13 protein-coding genes are annotated in these 16264 nt (G+C 67.8%); 5 read left to right on the plus strand and 8 right to left on the minus strand.

Going from position 1 to position 16264, the window contains the following annotated elements; all coding sequences use genetic code 11:
- Nucleotides 1-213: 213 nt before the first annotated feature.
- The 5 genes from EDF58_RS00045 (at nucleotide 214) to EDF58_RS00065 (ending at nucleotide 4835) form a co-directional block, all read left to right on the plus strand.
- On the plus strand, nucleotides 214-519 hold the full coding sequence (locus tag EDF58_RS00045) for a DUF6481 family protein (protein ID WP_132261622.1): 306 nt from the start codon (nucleotides 214-216) through the stop codon (nucleotides 517-519).
- 46 nt (nucleotides 520-565) lie between these two features.
- Nucleotides 566-1276 carry a spermidine synthase gene (locus tag EDF58_RS00050; protein WP_132261623.1) on the plus strand — a complete coding sequence of 237 codons (711 nt, stop codon included), beginning with the start codon at nucleotides 566-568 and terminating at the stop codon, nucleotides 1274-1276.
- Between the two features lie 140 nt (nucleotides 1277-1416).
- A complete protein-coding gene (locus EDF58_RS00055; protein WP_165921299.1) occupies nucleotides 1417-1770 on the plus strand; it encodes a DUF3060 domain-containing protein in 354 nt (117 codons plus the stop codon).
- A gap of 179 nt (nucleotides 1771-1949) precedes the next feature.
- Entirely contained in the window at nucleotides 1950-4175 is a 2226-nt protein-coding gene (locus EDF58_RS00060) for a TonB-dependent siderophore receptor (RefSeq protein WP_243653997.1), read from the plus strand.
- Nucleotides 4176-4202: 27 nt separating this feature from the next.
- The gene (locus EDF58_RS00065) at nucleotides 4203-4835 is read left to right on the plus strand and encodes a DUF4198 domain-containing protein (RefSeq protein WP_132261626.1); all 633 of its coding nucleotides are present in this window, start codon (nucleotides 4203-4205) and stop codon (nucleotides 4833-4835) included.
- Between the two features lie 95 nt (nucleotides 4836-4930).
- Here EDF58_RS00065 and EDF58_RS00070 read toward each other — a convergent pair whose 3' ends face one another.
- The 8 genes from EDF58_RS00070 to EDF58_RS00110 all read right to left on the minus strand — a co-directional run bounded on the left by EDF58_RS00070 (nucleotide 4931) and on the right by EDF58_RS00110 (nucleotide 16207).
- Nucleotides 4931-5995, minus strand: coding sequence for an AI-2E family transporter (locus tag EDF58_RS00070; protein ID WP_132261628.1), 1065 nt, complete (start codon nucleotides 5993-5995; stop codon nucleotides 4931-4933).
- A 110-nt stretch (nucleotides 5996-6105) separates the two neighbouring features.
- A complete protein-coding gene (locus EDF58_RS00075; protein WP_132261629.1) occupies nucleotides 6106-6762 on the minus strand; it encodes a glutathione S-transferase in 657 nt (218 codons plus the stop codon).
- A 108-nt stretch (nucleotides 6763-6870) separates the two neighbouring features.
- Nucleotides 6871-7050: a hypothetical protein gene (locus EDF58_RS00080; RefSeq protein ID WP_132261631.1), complete on the minus strand. Its 180-nt coding sequence runs from the start codon at nucleotides 7048-7050 to the stop codon at nucleotides 6871-6873.
- 152 nt (nucleotides 7051-7202) lie between these two features.
- Entirely contained in the window at nucleotides 7203-8573 is a 1371-nt protein-coding gene (locus EDF58_RS00085) for an oligogalacturonate lyase family protein (RefSeq protein ID WP_207912778.1), read from the minus strand.
- A 257-nt stretch (nucleotides 8574-8830) separates the two neighbouring features.
- Nucleotides 8831-12016 carry an autotransporter domain-containing protein gene (locus tag EDF58_RS00095; protein WP_132261634.1) on the minus strand — a complete coding sequence of 1062 codons (3186 nt, stop codon included), beginning with the start codon at nucleotides 12014-12016 and terminating at the stop codon, nucleotides 8831-8833.
- 146 nt (nucleotides 12017-12162) lie between these two features.
- Complete coding sequence (locus EDF58_RS00100; protein ID WP_132261636.1) at nucleotides 12163-14571, minus strand: TonB-dependent receptor; 2409 nt, start codon at nucleotides 14569-14571, stop codon at nucleotides 12163-12165.
- Between the two features lie 41 nt (nucleotides 14572-14612).
- A complete protein-coding gene (locus tag EDF58_RS00105; RefSeq protein ID WP_132261638.1) occupies nucleotides 14613-15572 on the minus strand; it encodes a FecR domain-containing protein in 960 nt (319 codons plus the stop codon).
- Nucleotides 15573-15670: 98 nt separating this feature from the next.
- A complete protein-coding gene (locus EDF58_RS00110) occupies nucleotides 15671-16207 on the minus strand; it encodes an RNA polymerase sigma factor (RefSeq protein WP_132261640.1) in 537 nt (178 codons plus the stop codon).
- Nucleotides 16208-16264: the final 57 nt, after the last annotated feature.

The following is a 16264-nucleotide window of genomic DNA, read 5'->3' on the forward strand; positions in this document are numbered from 1 at the left end:
GGGCCGCGTCCTGTCGACGTTGGTCTTTCGACGCTACGAACAAGGATCGGTCCATGATCTCCGGCAACGCTGGGTTTTCAATGCAGAGCTTCATGGCCGCTGCGGTCGATCGGTCGCCGGCGTGATCTCGCAGCTGCAGGCATCAGCGGCACTTTCAACCGAGCGCGGCGCGTCTGCGCTTTCGCTAACCACTTTCAAATCGGGTAAGGCATAATGGCAGCATACAAGGAACCAGGGGTTGAGGCCCGCCGCAAGGCCGCGAACGAGGCGCGCGCGAAAGCGCTTGCAGCCTTGAAGGCGAAGCCGCCGATCGATCCGGCCGTCCAGGCGGAACGCATCGCCAAGGCAGAGGCCCGCGAACAGGCCCAGGCCGAGAAGCGCAAGGCGGACAAGGAAAAGCGTGAACGCGCCGCAGCGCTCAAGGCCGAGCAGGCCGCCGCAGCAGCACCGCCGACCGAAGCAGAGCGCAAGGCCGCTCGCGATGCGCGATATGCAGCGCGCAAGGCACGCCGGAACTGACACGGTAAATGCATGATTTTTCCCCGTGCGGCACCGGAGCTTTCCGGTGACCGCCGTCAGTCTTGATCTTCTTCCCGGCGACGAACTGATCGACGTTGCCCATGTCCCGAACGGAGACCGCTTGCGGCTTGTCCGCAATGGCGAGGATTTCGTCATCCTGCTCGACCATCACGAGTTGATGAGCACGGACCTCTACGCATCGGAAGAAGCACTGGCGACGATGGCCTGCGAGCGCATGGGCGTACGCCCGGCGCCGCAGTGGCTCATCGGGGGCTACGGCATGGGCTTCACCCTGCGGGCCGCACTGGCGGTGCTGGGCGAGGACGCGAGCGTGACGATCGCCGAAATCGTGCCGGAAATCATCGCCTGGGCCAGGGGACCGATGGGAGCCTGGACCGGGGGATGCCTGGACGATGATCGCGTCCGGCTCGTCCAGGACGATGTCGCCATCCTGATCGACGCGGCGGATTGCGCTTACGATGCGATCCTTCTCGACGTCGACAACGGCCCGGAAGGGCTGACGCGCCGGGTCAACGACTGGCTCTATTCGTGCAGGGGCCTCCAGTCTGCGATGACGGCGCTCACGCCCGGGGGTATCCTGGCCATATGGTCGGCCACGCCCGATGCCGAATTTGCGGCGCTGCTGGTCCAGATGGGGTTCGCGGTGACGGTCGTGCCCGTGGAAGCGCGCACCGGCGACACGATCGGCGGTGACGATCTGGAGCACGTCATCCTGTTTGCCCAGAAGGCGGCCTGAACGCTCGTTTGAAAATGCCCATGCGGGCATTTCACGACCCGGCAGCCTTATGGCCGCATCGGCATTTATGCTGGACGAAAAGCGTGCAAGTCATGCACGCAAGTTCGACCTGTGCAGACGATGAGGATGAAGCAATGGCCATGAGCACTTCTCGCCGCTTTCTCTATTCGGGCCTTGCCCTTCTTGCCGGTGGAGGCCTGGCGCTGCCCGCCAGCGCCCAGGCAAGTCTCGAAGGGGCCGGGCAGACTTCCACGCTCGATTGCGGCGGCGGTACCGCCGAGATCACCGGGTCGCAGAACCGCGTCACCGTTGAAGGGGCATGCACTCGTCTCGTGGTCGAAGGATCGGGCAATGTCGTCACGGCCGCACTGGCCGAGAAGGCCACGATCAGCGTGGTGGGCAGCAGCAACCGGATCAGCTGGCGCGCGCCGGGCAAGGCCGCGCCGAGGGTAAGCAACACCGGTGTGGGCAACAGCGTCAGTCGCGCCAACTAGGCCGGGCAGGCAGCGCGCGGAGTGAGGGCCGACAGCTCAGGCTCCGGGCTGGTGTTTCCGAACATTTCCCGCATGTTTCAACAGCATGCTGAGCGATAAATATTCCAGCCAATCCGCTATTGCGAGTGACTCGCGATAGCGGATTGGCTATCCGCCCCTGCGAATCAGGGAGCGACCCAGTGAAAACCAGTCTGTTGAATTCTGTCGGCGCCGTGGGCGCCGCCATCTTTTCCTTATGCCCGGCGCAGGCCTGGGCCGACGAGGCGGCCGATGCCGCAAACGAGCGAGGGCCGGAAATCGTCGTCCTCGGCAAGAGCTATGGCGAGGAAGTCGGCAAGATGGTCACGCCGCTCAAGGACATTCCCAATACCGTCACGCTGGTCGACCGGGAGCAGATCCAGGCGCAGAACCTCTTCACGCTGGAAGATGCGCTCACCGCCACGCCCGGCATCACCGTCACCGGCGTCGGCAGCGAGGATCCCTCCTACATGTCTCGCGGCTTCGCGATCAGCAATTACCTGATCGACGGCACGCCGACCCTGTCTTTCGGCTTCCCCTCGGTCGTCCCCGACCTGTTCGCCTATGACCGGCTCGAAGTGCTGCGCGGTCCCGCGGGGCTGTTCAGCGGTTCCGGCAATCCGGCGGGCAGTATCAACCTGGTGCGCAAGCGTCCGCTGGACGAGCTGAAGCTGCAGGGCTCGCTCGGCTATGGCAGCTACCAGAACTTCCGCGGCGAGATCGACGTCTCGGCGCCGCTGGCAAAGGGCGTGGCCGTGCGTGCAGGCGCCATGGTGCAGGACCAGGACCAGTTCTTCGACGTGGCGCATCGCAACCGCGTGACCGCGTTCGGCGTCGGCAAGATCGATATCGGCGAGCGTACGACTTTCACCTTCGGCGCTACTTACGACCGTTTCAAGCCGGCCATCCAGTCGGGCCTGCCGGGCCTGATCGGCGGGGCGGACGGCAGCGACGGCCAGTTGCTCGACATTCGCCGCTCCACTTACCTCGGTGCTGACTGGAACCGCTTCAAGTCCGACATCTGGTCAGCCTTCGCGGACATTACTCACGAAATCAGCGACCGCTGGACGATCCGCGCCAGCGCGCTCTACACCGACGTCGAGCGCGTCGACGTCTACAGCTATATCGGCAACCAGCCGATCACGGAAACCAACGGGCTTACGAACCATATCGCCTATCGCGGCGACAGCTTCATGAAGTCGCATTCGTTCGATTTCAACGCCGTGGGCAGCTTCCCGGCTTTCGGGCGCGAGCAAACGCTGATCCTGGGCTTCGACTATCAGGACAGCTCCTATCAGTCCTACGGCACGCGCCTTTCGAACTATGCCCGGATCGACGTCTACAATCCGGTTTCCCCGCTGGAGCCGCCGCTGGATCCCTACAAGCCTTCGCCCCCTTACCCGGTGCAAGGCGGCACGGGACAGACGGTCACGCAGAACCTGAGCGCAAGCGACACGCGGATCGCGCAGTTCGGCGCCTATGGCCAGATGCGCTTCAGCCCGGTCGAGGGCCTGACCGCGATCGGCGGCGGACGCCTGACCTGGTGGGATACCGATACCCAGACCCTGCTGCCGACGCTGGGCCGCAAGGGCGGCTATTCCATCGACGCGCGCTTCACGCCTTATGCCGGCCTGGTCTGGGATGCGACGCGCGAATGGAACATCTATGCCTCCTATGCGGACAGCTTCACGCCGCAGGCCGCGCCCGCGGGCAGGACCCGTCCCGATGGCCAGCAGGTCGAGCCGCTGGTCGGTGCGCAGTACGAACTGGGCACCAAGCTCTCGCTGATGAACGACCGGCTTCTGCTTTCCGCGGCGGCGTACCAGATCGAACAGACCAACCGCCTGTTCAACGATCCTGACGATGCCGGTGTCGTGCTGCAGATCGGCAAAGTCCGCGCGCGCGGGTTCGAGGCCGAGGCGGCCGGGGAAATCCTGCCGGGCTGGCGCATCAACGGCGGCTACAGCTATACCCGCACCAAGTATCTCGAAGACGCCAACGCCAGCTTCGAAGGCCTGCCGCTGGTGCCGATCATTCCGAAGCACTCAGTCAAGGTCTTCACCAATTACAAGGCGCCGGCAGGCGCGCTGGCCGGGCTCAGCCTGGGCGGCGGCCTGACCTGGTTCAGTTCCACTTATGGCGGCAATCCGGCAACCTTCAACGCAGCCGGCGCGCTCGTCACCCGCTCTTCCATCGTGCGGCAGGGCGCCTATGCGGTGGTCGACTTGCGCGCGGGCTATGAGTTCGACGAGCGCATCTCCCTGTCGGTCAACGTCAACAATGTGCTCGACAAGACGTATTATGCGCGCATCTCCTCCACCGGACGCGGCAACTATTTCGGCACGCCGCGCACGGTCTTCGCCACGCTTCGCTTCGCCTATCCCTGAGCCCATCCTTCAACAAGGAGTTCGATCATGAAAGCCAAGTACCTGGCCCCGCTAGCGCTGGCCATTCTCGCGCCGTCCGTGCAGGCCCACGAGGTCTGGATCGAACGCGACGGCACCGGTCCCGCGCGGATCTACCTGGGTGAACCCGAGGAAGTCCTTCCCCCCGAAGGCGATCCCGAGTTCGACCATCTCAAGGCGCCCAAGCTCGTCCCCGCCAGCAAGGCGCCGATGACGCGCAAGGCCGGCTATCTCGAAGTGGCGGTGCCTGCGGGCGACGTGCGCGCGCAGGATGACAGTGTCTTCGATCCCTGGGGCGAAGAAGGCAAAAAGGAAGCCGTGGCCTATTACGCCCGCGCCGGCCGCGCCGATGCCCGCGCGGTCATGCCCTTCGAAATCGCCCCTGCCAGTGCCGGAGCCGATCGCTTCGTGGTCGTGCGTGACGGCAAGCCCGTGGCCGGGGCCGAAGTCACGGTGATCTCGCCGGACAAGTGGAAGAAGTCGCTCAAGACCGATGCCCAGGGCGTGGTCGCCGTGCCGGTGCGCGGGAAGGGGCGCTATCTGCTGACGGCCTCGCAGAAGGATGAAGGCGCCTTCGAAACCTCGGTCGGCAAAGTGGCCGTGCTGCACCGCATCGCCACGACCAGCTTCCTGGTCGATTGACCGGAACGACAAAAACGCCGCGGGGAGGCTTGCTCCCCGCGGCGTTTTTCGTCGTCAGGCCTTTCCGCCGGAGCGGAAACGGCGCCGAAGGAAACCTAGATTTCGTGACCGATGCGCTGTTCGGTCATGATCTTCCACCCGGTCATGAACAGGGCGCCGGCGAGCGGGCCGATCACGATGCCGCTGAGGCCCACCAGTTCGATCCCGCCCAGCGTCGTCACCAGCACCAGCCAGTCCGGAATGCCGGTGTCCCGGCCCACCAGCATGGGCCGCAGGACATTGTCGGCCAGGCCGATGACCAGCACGCCCGAACCGACGACCACGGCGCCCTGCCAGATCGCGCCGGTGGCCAGGAGGTAGACCGCGACCGGGGCCCAGATGATGGCCGGGCCGATGGCGGGCAGCAGGGCGGCAATGGCCATGAGCAGGCCCCAGAGCAGGGCGGCGGGCAGGCCCACGATGGCGAAAGTGATGGCGCCCAGCGCGCCTTGCGCCAGGGCGACCAGGCCGCTGCCCTTGATCGTCGCCCGCACCACGATCACGAAACGCTCCGACAGGCGGCGCGCCACGTTGAGTTCGAGCGGGAGCGCGCGCACCACGGCAGGGCCGATCTTCTCGCCGTCGCGCAGCAGGAAGAACGTCACGTAGAGGCCCACGCCGAAGGCGAGGATGAAGGACGCGGCATTGGCGCCGATCGCCAGCGCGCGGCTGGCGATCACGCTGACGCTGTTGCTCACCGCCTCGCTGATGCGGGCCTGGGCGCGCTCGAAGGAGTTGAAGCCGAAGCCGTCGATCTGTTCCTGGATCCGGAAGGGAAGGGCGTCGTGGATCTTCTGGAAATATTCCGCGAAGTTGATCTGTCCGTCGCGCATCTGGGCGTAGACGCCGGCGGCCTGTTCGACGACCAGGCTGGTGATGATCAGCGCCGGGATCACGACCGCCACGGAAATGACCAGCAGCGTGAGGGCCGCGGCAAGGTTGCGGCGCTCGGGCCAGCGGGCGAGCAGGCGCTGGAACAGCGGCTGGAACAGCAGCGCGGCCAGCGCGGCCCAGAGCAGGGCGCCGATGAAGCTCGACACCACGAGGGTGAGGGCGATGGTGATCGCGGCCAGGAAGAGGATCAAGCCCCCGTTCTCGACGCGCGCCCGGTTCATGGTCATTTCTGGAATTGCCCCTGTCGAAATTCGTCACGCGTCGAAACGCGCCGTTCCGCGCTTTGCTCCGCCGCCTTGCCGCCTGTCAATTCAGGCAAGCGGCAACGGCGGGCGCGTCAGGCATATTTGTACGGACCGCCGCTGGCGAGCGCGGCCTGATAAGCGGGGCGGGCGTGGATCCTGTCGAGCCAGGCCATCGTCGCGGGCCGGGCATCGTCCAGCCCGCCACGGCTGCGCGCGGCTTCCAGCGGGAAGCTCATCATGACATCCGCCGCGGTGAATGCGCTGCCGGCGAACCATTCGCGGCGCGACAGTTCCTGCTCCACGAAGTCGAGGTGAACGTCGATCATCGGTTGCAGCCGCTTCTGGGCATGGCGCCCGAGGATAGGGATCTGGCCGAGCACCAGCTTGACCAGTAGCGGCGGCATAAGCGAACCTTCGGCATAGTGCAGGAAGTGGCGATAGTGCAGCGCATCCTCGCGGTCCTGCGGCGGGCCAAGGCGGCCACCGGCCTTTTCCGTGAGATATTCGATGATCGCGCCGGTCTCGGCGACCGTGCGGGAGGCCTGCCCTGCGCCTCCGTCCTCGACAGGCGCGTCATCGACGATCACGGGCGATTTGCCGAGCGGATGGACTTTGCGAAGGCTGGGGGGCGCCAGCATCGTCTTCTCGTCGCGCTTATATCGGCGGACCGCATAAGGCAGCCCCAGCTCTTCCAGCAGCCAGAGGACACGCTGGGAGCGCGAGTTTTCAAGGTGATGGACAGTAATCATGCCGGACGTAACGCGGAAACCGGCAACAAGGTCCCGGGAGCGGGCCTTTGAAAGGGACAAGGCCCGCCTGGCGCCATCGAAATGGAGCGCAGGCGGCCTTGTAAGGGGTCAGGGCTTTTCGGTGCCCGGAGCGCCCGGCTTCGGCGCCTTGCCGTCTTCGATGCGGCCTTCGTTACGAAGATCGCGGCCTTCCTGGGCCTTTTCCTGGCTTTCGGGCGACTTGCCGTGCTCGAAGGCTTCTTCCTTCACGTAGCCGGCGGCTTCCTTTGCTTGGCCCTTGATGCTCATTTCTCTCTCCTGGCGTTTCTGGTCACGAAGGACCGTGACCATAGGAAAGCGCGCGAGAAGCCGATTGGCTCCTGTGGGCATAAGTGCTCAGACCAGGCCGAAACCGCGCGCCGCCCACACCGGGCCGGCATGCCCGCTGGCCGGGCCGATCCTCAGAGCTGCGCGGCGTAGAGCGCGGGCCGGCCTTCGACATTGGCGCGATAGACCAGCCAGCGCCCATCCGGCGTGAAGTGCTCGTTCGGCTCCAGGGTATAGCCCTGGCGGGAGAGGTCGACGATCCTCTCGCTTTTCAGCGATCCGGTCGCGATCAGGCGGTCTCCGTCCAGCGTCTCGGCGGCTTCGGGGGAAGGGTCCGGCACGGGGCGGAACAGGCTGATGAACTTGCCCGCATCGTTGCCGTCCCCGGCGACGACCGTGCCGTCCGGGGATGTGAGGTAGTGGTAGGATCCCTGGTCGGCCGCGACCTTGTACCAGGTGCGGCGTGCAGGACCTTTCGCCGCATCCCGGCCTGCGCCGATCTCGTGGCGGGCGAGCCAGAGCATGCCGCCGCGGGGCATCTGCAGGTCGTACCAGATCGCCTTGCCGTCGCTCGACCAGTATTCGTGCCCGGCGATCTCGCCCTGCATCGTGCGGTGGTGGATCCGGGTGAGATCGCTGCCGTCGGTGCGGATGGTCCAGATGCGATCGACCTTGTGCCAGGGCCCCTCGTGGCAGAACATCATCAGCGCCGGATCGGTGGGGGAGAACTGGACGTGGTTGAGCCAGTCGGTGGCGCGGTGAATGCTGCGGCTGGCGCCCGTGGCGATATCGAGCGTGAAGATCTCCATCGGCACTTTCGCGGCCAGCCGGGCGTCCATCCAGCGCGCCTTGGCTTCGGCGAAAGGCAGCGGGCGGCCCTGCGCGTCGGTACCGGAATAAGTCGGTGAGCCGGTCTTCGGATCGCGCCGGCCCTGCGCGGCGATCGCCGGCGGCGGAGGCGCCAGTTCGCGGTGGCCGGCGAGCAGCGTATCGTCGGCATTGATGGATTCGATGCGGCCGCCGGGCATGCTGGCGACCTGCCGCGACTTGCCGGTGTCCAGGTCCAGCATCCAGACGGTGAAAGGTCCCTCGCCATCGTCGCTGCCGGCCGGGCGGGTGGTGTAATAGGCCGTCGCGCGGGTATGGCCGGTGAAGAGCAGGCGGTCCACCTTGCCCCGGAACACCAGCCTGGTGGACCAGTCGCGGGTGGAGGCCGTGCGAATGCCTTCCGGCGTCAGGTAGACCATGCGGTCCCCGCCGGGCGTGAAGGCGTTGTAATTGAAGTAGAGGCCATAGACGCCGGGCCGGTCGTCCACCCGGACGATGCGGTGCCCGGTGACCGGATCGACCCATTCGCGCGGGCCGGGTCCAGCCGATGCCGATGCCGATCCCGATCCCGATCCCGATCCCGATCCCGATCCCGATGCTGACGCTGGCGCTGACGCCGCGAATATCAGGGCGGCGCCCGCTGCGCCCGCCACGAGTGCCGACAGGGCTCTGTTCATCCTCATCTCCGTTCCATTTTGCGAAGTGGAATACCGGATATCGGGATCATGGCAAGCGTCGCGCCGGTGAGAGGCGGGCCGAAAAGGGTCCGGCCCCGGTCGTATTTGGGGACGACCGGGGCCGGAGGCTGGGCGGAAGGAACGCCGTGCGCCTTGGGGGCGCGGGGTTGGGGTGGGGCGGCGTTCCTTGCGCGGCCACCGGACCGGCTGGGGCGCCGGTCCGGTGGCCGTTTCCAGCCTTGCTCAGGCGTGGGCGATCACCAGCCGATGGTGACCGATCCGCGCAAGGCGAGGTCGACATGGCCGTGGCGATCCTCGGCCGAGAGTTCGCCGCCCATGGTCAGGCCCAGCGTGCCGCCCACTGCGCGCAGGCGGGCGAACCAGCCGCTGGTGGCCTCGTCGCCGTCGAGCGTGAAGTTCTGGCCACCGGCGAAGTGGGCGGTGGTCGATCCGATGCCGCCGCTGACGATTTCGCGCCAGCCGCCCTCGGTCTCGACGCGGAACCAGTTCTCGTCGCGGCTCTGCATGCCCATGAAGTCGATGCCGAGGGTCAGGCCGCCGTTGACGCCCAGTTCGTCACTGGTGCGCGAAGCCACCGTGAGGTCGAGCGCCTTGCCGCCGCCGTTCTCGGTATAGCCGTCTTCCTTCAGGCGCACGTAGTCGACCGAGACGGCGGGACGGTAGAAGAAGTGGCTGCCGCCGCCCTCCCACGAGGCGCCGCCCGCTGCGGTCACGAACGTGCCGTTCCACTTGCCCTTGATCGTGCGGTTGACGTTCTCGGTACCGATCGCGCCGATGAACTGGCGCTCGCTGTCGTAGTTCGAACGGCCCACGGAGGCGCGGCCGAAGCCCTGGACCGCGCCGAACTGGCCGCGCCAGTGACCGGCGAATTCGAACGAGTTCGACTTGATCTCGCTGGTGCCGCCGCTGGTGTGGCGGTTCCACAAGTACGAGAACGTGCCGCCGAACCGGCCGAGCCCGGTGAGGTACTCCGCGCCCAGCGACATGGCGTAGCCTTGCAGGTTGTAGGCCGCGGTGCTGCCCGCGTTCTTGTCGCTGCCCCAGAACGAGAGGTTCATCGTCGTGCTGAACCGGCCTTCGCCCCAGACCGGGTTGACCGGGTCCATGAGCTGGCGCGCGAGCGTGCGTGCGCCGAGGCTGATGCCTTCGAACGCACCGCCCGCGTGGTCGGGCAGCATCTGGCCCACGCTCTGGCGGAACTGGTCGCCATTGGTGATGCCCAGGAACACGTCCTCGATCTTCTCGTCCTGGCTGAGGGCTGTGAAGATCGCATTGTAGGCCGTCGCCTGAGAGCGGTTGAGGCCCAGTTCGGCCACGGTGCGGCGGGCAATGTCCACCACCAGGGTATTGGCAGCGGCGGTATCGTTCAGCGTGGCCTTGAACATGTAGGGCACGAGATCGGTCGCGGCCTTCAGCGTGTCGCGGCCCTGGATCGTGCCGGCAGTGAGCACCTGGTAGCTGCCTTCGGCGGTCGAGACGTCGGCCAGCTTGATCGAGAGCTTGGCCCCGTCCGCGAAGGAGGCGGTACCGGCGACGTTATAGGCCGAGCCCTGGCCCGGTGCCTTGTTCAGCGTCACCGCAAGGACGCCGTCCTTGCCGACTTCGAGCGACCCGATCGAAGCCGGCGTTTTCACGTCGAGCGTGCCGCCGGTGATTTTGACCGCGAGATTGCCGGCATTCGCCAGCGCGCCCGAGAACACCGAAGTGCCTGCAAGGGCGAGCGTATCGGTGCCGCCGCCGAAGTCCGCCGTGCCGACGAAGCGCGACGATCCCGCCAGGGTCATGCTGTCCGATCCGGCGCCGAATGTGACGTTGCCGGTCTGCACGGCATCGCCCGAAAGCGAGAGGGTGTTGTTGCCGCCGCCGAACGCGACGTTGCCGGTCACCGTGCCGTCGGCGATGTCGACCACGTCGTTGCCGCCGCCCAGCAGGATGTCGCCGACGATCGAGGGGGCGGTGAAGCCCGCGCCCACCTGGGTCTGCTTCACCGTCACGCTGCCGGCCGCCCTGGAGAGGTCGATGGCGATGTTCCTGCCCGATCCCGCCTTGGCGCCGGTGGCCGAGATGGCGCCGCTGTTCTCGACGAGGGCCAGCGTGCCGCTGGCATCGCTGATGGCGGTGGCCGAACCGTTCTCGTTGACCGCGGCTGCCTTGATCGTGCCGGAGTTGCGCAAGATGGGGAGGCTGGCGCCGGCGTCGATGCGGACGGCGACGGCCTGGGCGCCCGAGGCGCTGATGGTGCCGGCGTTCTGGATCAGCGGCGTGCTCGCCCCCGCGCCGAGGCGCAGGGCGGTGGCGGCGGCGTCCTTGGAAGTCGCGGCGACCGAGCCGTTGATGCCGATCCCGCCCGCGATGGTCACGTTGCCGCCAAGGCCGCCGATGGCCAGGCCGTTGCCGTCGATGCCGGTGTAGAGGCCGTGCCCTTCGACGGTGCCGTCGATCTGGAGGCCGTACTTGCTGGCCGTGGCCGCAACCGGGCCGATGGCGATATCCCTGCCGGTCGCGCCGATCACCATGGCTGGCGCCTTGCCGTAGCTGGAGACCTTGGCCGCGCCTTCGGCGGCGTCGGGAATGCCGTCGCCATCCTCGTCGGCATTGTTGGGATCGCTGTCCTTGGGCGCCACGGCCAGGACGATGCCGCCGGTCACATTGCCCGCAACGACGATCGCGGAGCCGCCCTGCAGCAGGTCGTCGGCGTCGAGCTTGGAAGGATCGGCGGGCGGGGTAGGATAGCGGTAGCCGGTCGAGACGATCGAACCCTGCACCACCATCGCGCCGTTGACGTCGCCGCCGAACTGCGCGCCGATGGCGTTCTTGCCCTGGGCCTGGACCGAGCCGGCGAGGCGGACGTTGCCGTCGATCTGGCCGGTCTTCACGCCGATCGCGTTGTCGCCCAGCACGCTGGTCTTGCCGTCATGGGTGAAATTGCCGGTGAGCTTGCCGCCCAGCGAAACGCCTGCGGAATCGTTGCCCTCGATGGTGATCGTGCCGCTCTGGGTGATCTTGCCGATGTGATCGCCTTCAGTGCGGATGCCGATCCTGTTCGAGCCGAGCGCGAAGGGACCGTCGAGATCGCCGTCCTTGTCGTCGTCGGTCGGGGTATAGGGCTCGTCCAGCGTGATCGTGCCGGTGTTGACGATGTCGCCCGTGGTCCCGGCATTGGCGACGATGCCGCGCGCGCCGTTGGCATTGGTGACGGTCAGGGCGCCGGCATTGGCGACGTTGTTGTTGCTGTCCATCGTCACGGCCGTGCCGCCGGTCAGCACGACCGAGCCGTCCTTGGTCACGTTGATCGCGTCGGCCGCACCGGCCTTGATCGTCGAGGTGAGCAGCGGCGTGGTCTTCTTGGTCGTCACGTCTTCGGCGTGGGCGGCAGTCGCCAGTGCGAAAAGCGCGGTGGAAGCAAGCAGGTAGCGAGGCATCTTCGTCCCTTCAGGTCGTATTGACACCTGAGACGGAGACACTCGCCGGCAGCCTTGGAAAAAAGTTTCGCTTCCCGTCTGCGCTTGCCCCGCCCGTCAGCAGGGGAGGCGGGATTCCGGCGATGGCCGGTGCGCGGATCGTGCCGTCAGAACTGCGCGTCGAGACCCAGGCGCAAGGTGCGCGGACGCAGCGGCGTCACCTGCTCGCGGCCGGTACTGAACGGCGTGCCGAGCGAGAAGCGGTTGCCCTGGACATCGGCGAGGTTGGTCACGCTCAGGGTGAGGCCGTAAGCGGGCGTGCCGAAGCGCATGTCGAACCCGCTGTCGACGTAGTTGCCTTGGGGTGCGCCCAGTTCCGGCCCGATGCCGAGGCGCGAGCGGCCGATGTAATTGACCCAGCCGTTGGCGTTGATGGCCCAGTCTCCGTCCCGGAACCCGCCAAGCTCATGCGTCCATGCCAGGGCCGAATGGCCGGCGAACCGGGCGATGTTCGGCACCTGCATGCCCCGCGCGGACACGTAGCGCAGGACGTCAGCCCGCGAGAGCGTGGCCGCTGCCAGGCCGACCGGCGCCAGCACGTATTGCACCAGCGCCGCGGACGGTTCGTCCACTTTGCTCTCGTTCCAGGTCGCGCCCAGTTCCACGCGCAGGCCGGGCGCGAGCAGCACGCCGCCCGAGATGCTGGCGGACCAGACGCGGCCGTCGCCGATGTTCGCCGTGCTGGGCAGGCCGGAGCCGTCGATGAAGTCCGCCTGGATGTCCCGCCAGCGCGTGTAGGAAAGGCTGAGCGCCATGTCGAACGGACTGGCGCCGGCGCGGCCGTGGCGGGCACCGACTTCGAACGTGCCGGTGCGGTCGCTCTGGAAACGGCGCACGGCATTGCTCTCGATCGCGAAGCCGCCGGGGCGGAAACCCTCCTGGTAGCGCAAGTAGAGCGAATCTTCCGGCGAGAAACGGGCGTTCAGCGCGAAGGAGGGCAGGAAAGTGCTCATCGTGCGCTTTGCCGTCACGCCTGAGGCGGCGAGCGCCATGGTGGTGGCCATGGCGATATCCTCCCCGTCGCCGCCGAGCCGCGAGCGGGTGAGGCGGCCGCCGCCGGTCGCCGTCAGCGGACCGGCCAGATGCAGGCTGGCCTCGCCGTAGAGCGTGAATTCGTCGATGGTGTTGCGCACCCCCGTCGCTGCCTTGCGCACCGAGAAGGCCGGGCTCTGGAAGTCGCGATTGAGGGTGGTGCGGTTGTGGGTGTAGCTGGCGCCGAGCAGCCAGCCGAAGCCGTGCCGCTCGCTCTGCCAGAGGCGCGTTTCGTGCACGATCATGCGGGTATCGTTGGTCTGCGAGAACAGCCGCGGATCGCCGCCGGGCTCGCTGGCGTCATAATGCTCGTGCAGGTCCTGCGCGACGATCCCGGTGGTCGACCGCAGATTCACCGCGCCGATCCGGCCCGAGACCACGAACTGGCCGAGGGCATAGTCCGCCCTTGAGCCTTCGGGCACCCGCGCCGAGCTTTCCAGCGGCTTGCCGTCCCGGTCCGCATATTGGCTGTCGTCGGCCTCAGTGGTCTGGGCCAGCGCGAGCAGGTCCATCGTCCAGTCGGGCGCGATCCGGGCGCGCAGGGCCACTTTGCCGCCCAGCACGTTGGAACGGTTGACGTTGGTACGGCCGAGCAGTGGCTTGTCGATGTACCCGCCGGAGGTGGAGCTGTCCAAGGTGGCACGCAGGGCCACGCTCTCGCCCGCGAGCGGCAGATTGACCGTTGCACTGGCATCGGCACCGGGCGTGCCGTGCTGCGTCAACGAGCCGCCCAGGATCACCGTGCCGCCCGTTTCCCCCATGACCGGGGCATGAGGCACCAGACGGATGATCCCGCCCAGGGAGCCGGCGCCGTAGAGCGTGCCCTGCGGTCCTTCGAGCACTTCCACGCGGGCAAGGTCGGACAGGCGAAGGTCCGGGTCCGGCGCATTGTAGGTCAGCCGCATGTCGCCCAGGTACTGGCCGACGGTGGCCTGGGTCGGGCCGGTGAAGCTGGAATCGGCGATGCCGCGGATGAACAGCTTGTTGCGCCCGCTGCCGAGATGCGTCGAGGACACGGTCGCCAGCTGGCGGGTCAACTTCTCCGTCCCGCCCACGCCGCCCGATTCCAGCGCCTTGCCGTCAAGGATCGCGAGTTGGCCGGGCACATCCTCCACCCGCAAGTCGCGCTTGGTGGCCTGGACGACGATCGGCTCGCCGCGCGTTTCGACAGGGGCGGAGGGCGCTGCGGTTCGGGCTGCCTCGCGAGGCGGGCGGGCGAGGGGCGCTGCGGGCCGCGCGGCTTCGAGCCGCCAGGCCGAGGGACCGACCGGAACGGCGCGTGCCCCGGCCGCGCGGGCAAGCCGGTTCAGCGCCTCGGCCACGGGCATGCGCCCCCGCAGTGCGGGGATCGGGCGGCGGGCGATCGCCGGATCGGCGATGACGATGCTGGTGCCGGTCTGGCGCGCCAGTTCGACGACGGCTTCGCTCGCCGTGCCGGCGCGCGTCAGCACGTCGGCATCGCGCGCCAAGGCAGTCGCAGGCATGGCCGCGAGGGCCGCCAGAAGCCACGCCGCACCCTTCACGATCAGCGCACGCCGATCACCCAGCGCGGTTCGGCGCCGTCCGGCCGTTCGGCGCGGACCTCGACGCCCAGCAGCGGGCCGAGGGCGGCAGGGTCCTTGCGCAGCGGTGCCACCAGCAGCGAACCGGAAACCTGCCGCTCGGCGCTGCCGGGCGCCACGCGGTAGTCCACGCCTGTCGCGCGGGCGAGATCGGCGGCCACGGCGCCGAGCGCGGTATCCTGGAAGGTCACCCGCCCGCCCCGCCATTCGCCCACTTGCTCCGGCGCGATCTTGCCCAGCGTATAGTCGCCGGACCGGCCGCGCCGCTGGAGGATCTCGCCCGGGGCGATGCGCAGGTCCTGCGCTTCGGGATTGAACTGGACGGCGCCTTCCGACACCGCCACGCTGAGGTCGCCGCTCTGGCTGCGCACGTCGAAGACGGTGCCGACGTCGACGAGGGTGTCCTTGCCCACCGTCACGCGGAACGGCCTGGCCTCGTCGTGGCGGACGGTGAAGAGCGCCTGGCCGCTTTCGAGCCGGGCGAAACGCGGGTCCTTGCGGTCGAACGCCATCGCGGTGCCGCCGGCAAGATCCACCCGCGTCTGCGCGTCGAGCACGACGGTGCGGACCTGGCCCGGTGCGGTCTCGATTCGGTAGAGGTCGCGGCTGCCGGCCTGCCACATCCACAGGCCCGCGACGAGCGCCAGCGACGCGGCCAGCGCGCCGCCGATCCACGGCCGCGCCGACCGGCGCGGCGCGGCGCCTGTCGGAACGGGCGCTTCGCCTCCATCGTCATTGGCCGGCGCGGCGGCGATCAGTTCGGTCCCGTCCAGAACGGACGCGGCGATCCGGTCGTAAGCGGCGGCATGGGCGGGGTTCTCGTCGAGCCAGCGCGTGAAGCCTTCCCAGTCCTCGAAGGCCGGATCGCCGGCGCGCACGGCCCAGTCGAGCGCCTCCGCCCGGATCTTGTCGTCTTCACTCATCGCGCGCTCCTTCTGCGGCGAAGACGGAGACGATGGGCGACGGCCTTGTTGTTCCGAGGCTGCCGGTCCCAGGCTCGTCGGTCTCAGGCCTTTCGGTCTCAGGCCTCATCGCTGCGTTCCTTCCATTGGGCGAGCGCCCGATAAGCGATGCGCAAGTCGCTTTCCACGGTGCTGACGCTGATGCCGAATGCGGCCGCGATCTGCTTCTGCGCCATGCCGTCTATCCGGTGGCTGCGGAAAATGGCCGAGACGCGCGGGCCCAGGCTTTCGAGCAGGGAGAGCACGCGCCCGGCTTCCTGCGCGGCGGCAAGGCGGCGTTCGGCGGAAGGTTCGGGCGAGGCGCCGGCGTCGTCTGCATTCGCGTCCGTCCAGTCGCGCTCACGCGTGCCGGATTGCCGGGCGGAGCGGAAGCGGTCGATCATCAGGAGGTCGGCGGTGCGGAACAGATAGGACAGCGGCGAGGCGACAGGGCCGGGGCTGCTGCGCGAGATCTTCAGCCACACTTCCTGGACGATGTCTTCCGCCGAATCCCCGGCGCCGCGCGCGCGCAGGAAGTGCAGCAGCTTGTCCCGATTCTCGAGAAAGGCGGCTTCCAGGCCCGATCGGGAGGGGGAAGGGGGTGAGGAGGGAGGCATGGTCGCGGTTTTCGCGGCGACAGATAGACTGTCCGCAGCCTCGGGGAAAGCCTCTGG

It is taken from the genome of Novosphingobium sp. PhB57, assembly GCF_004342985.1.
Taxonomy (GTDB): domain Bacteria; phylum Pseudomonadota; class Alphaproteobacteria; order Sphingomonadales; family Sphingomonadaceae; genus Novosphingobium.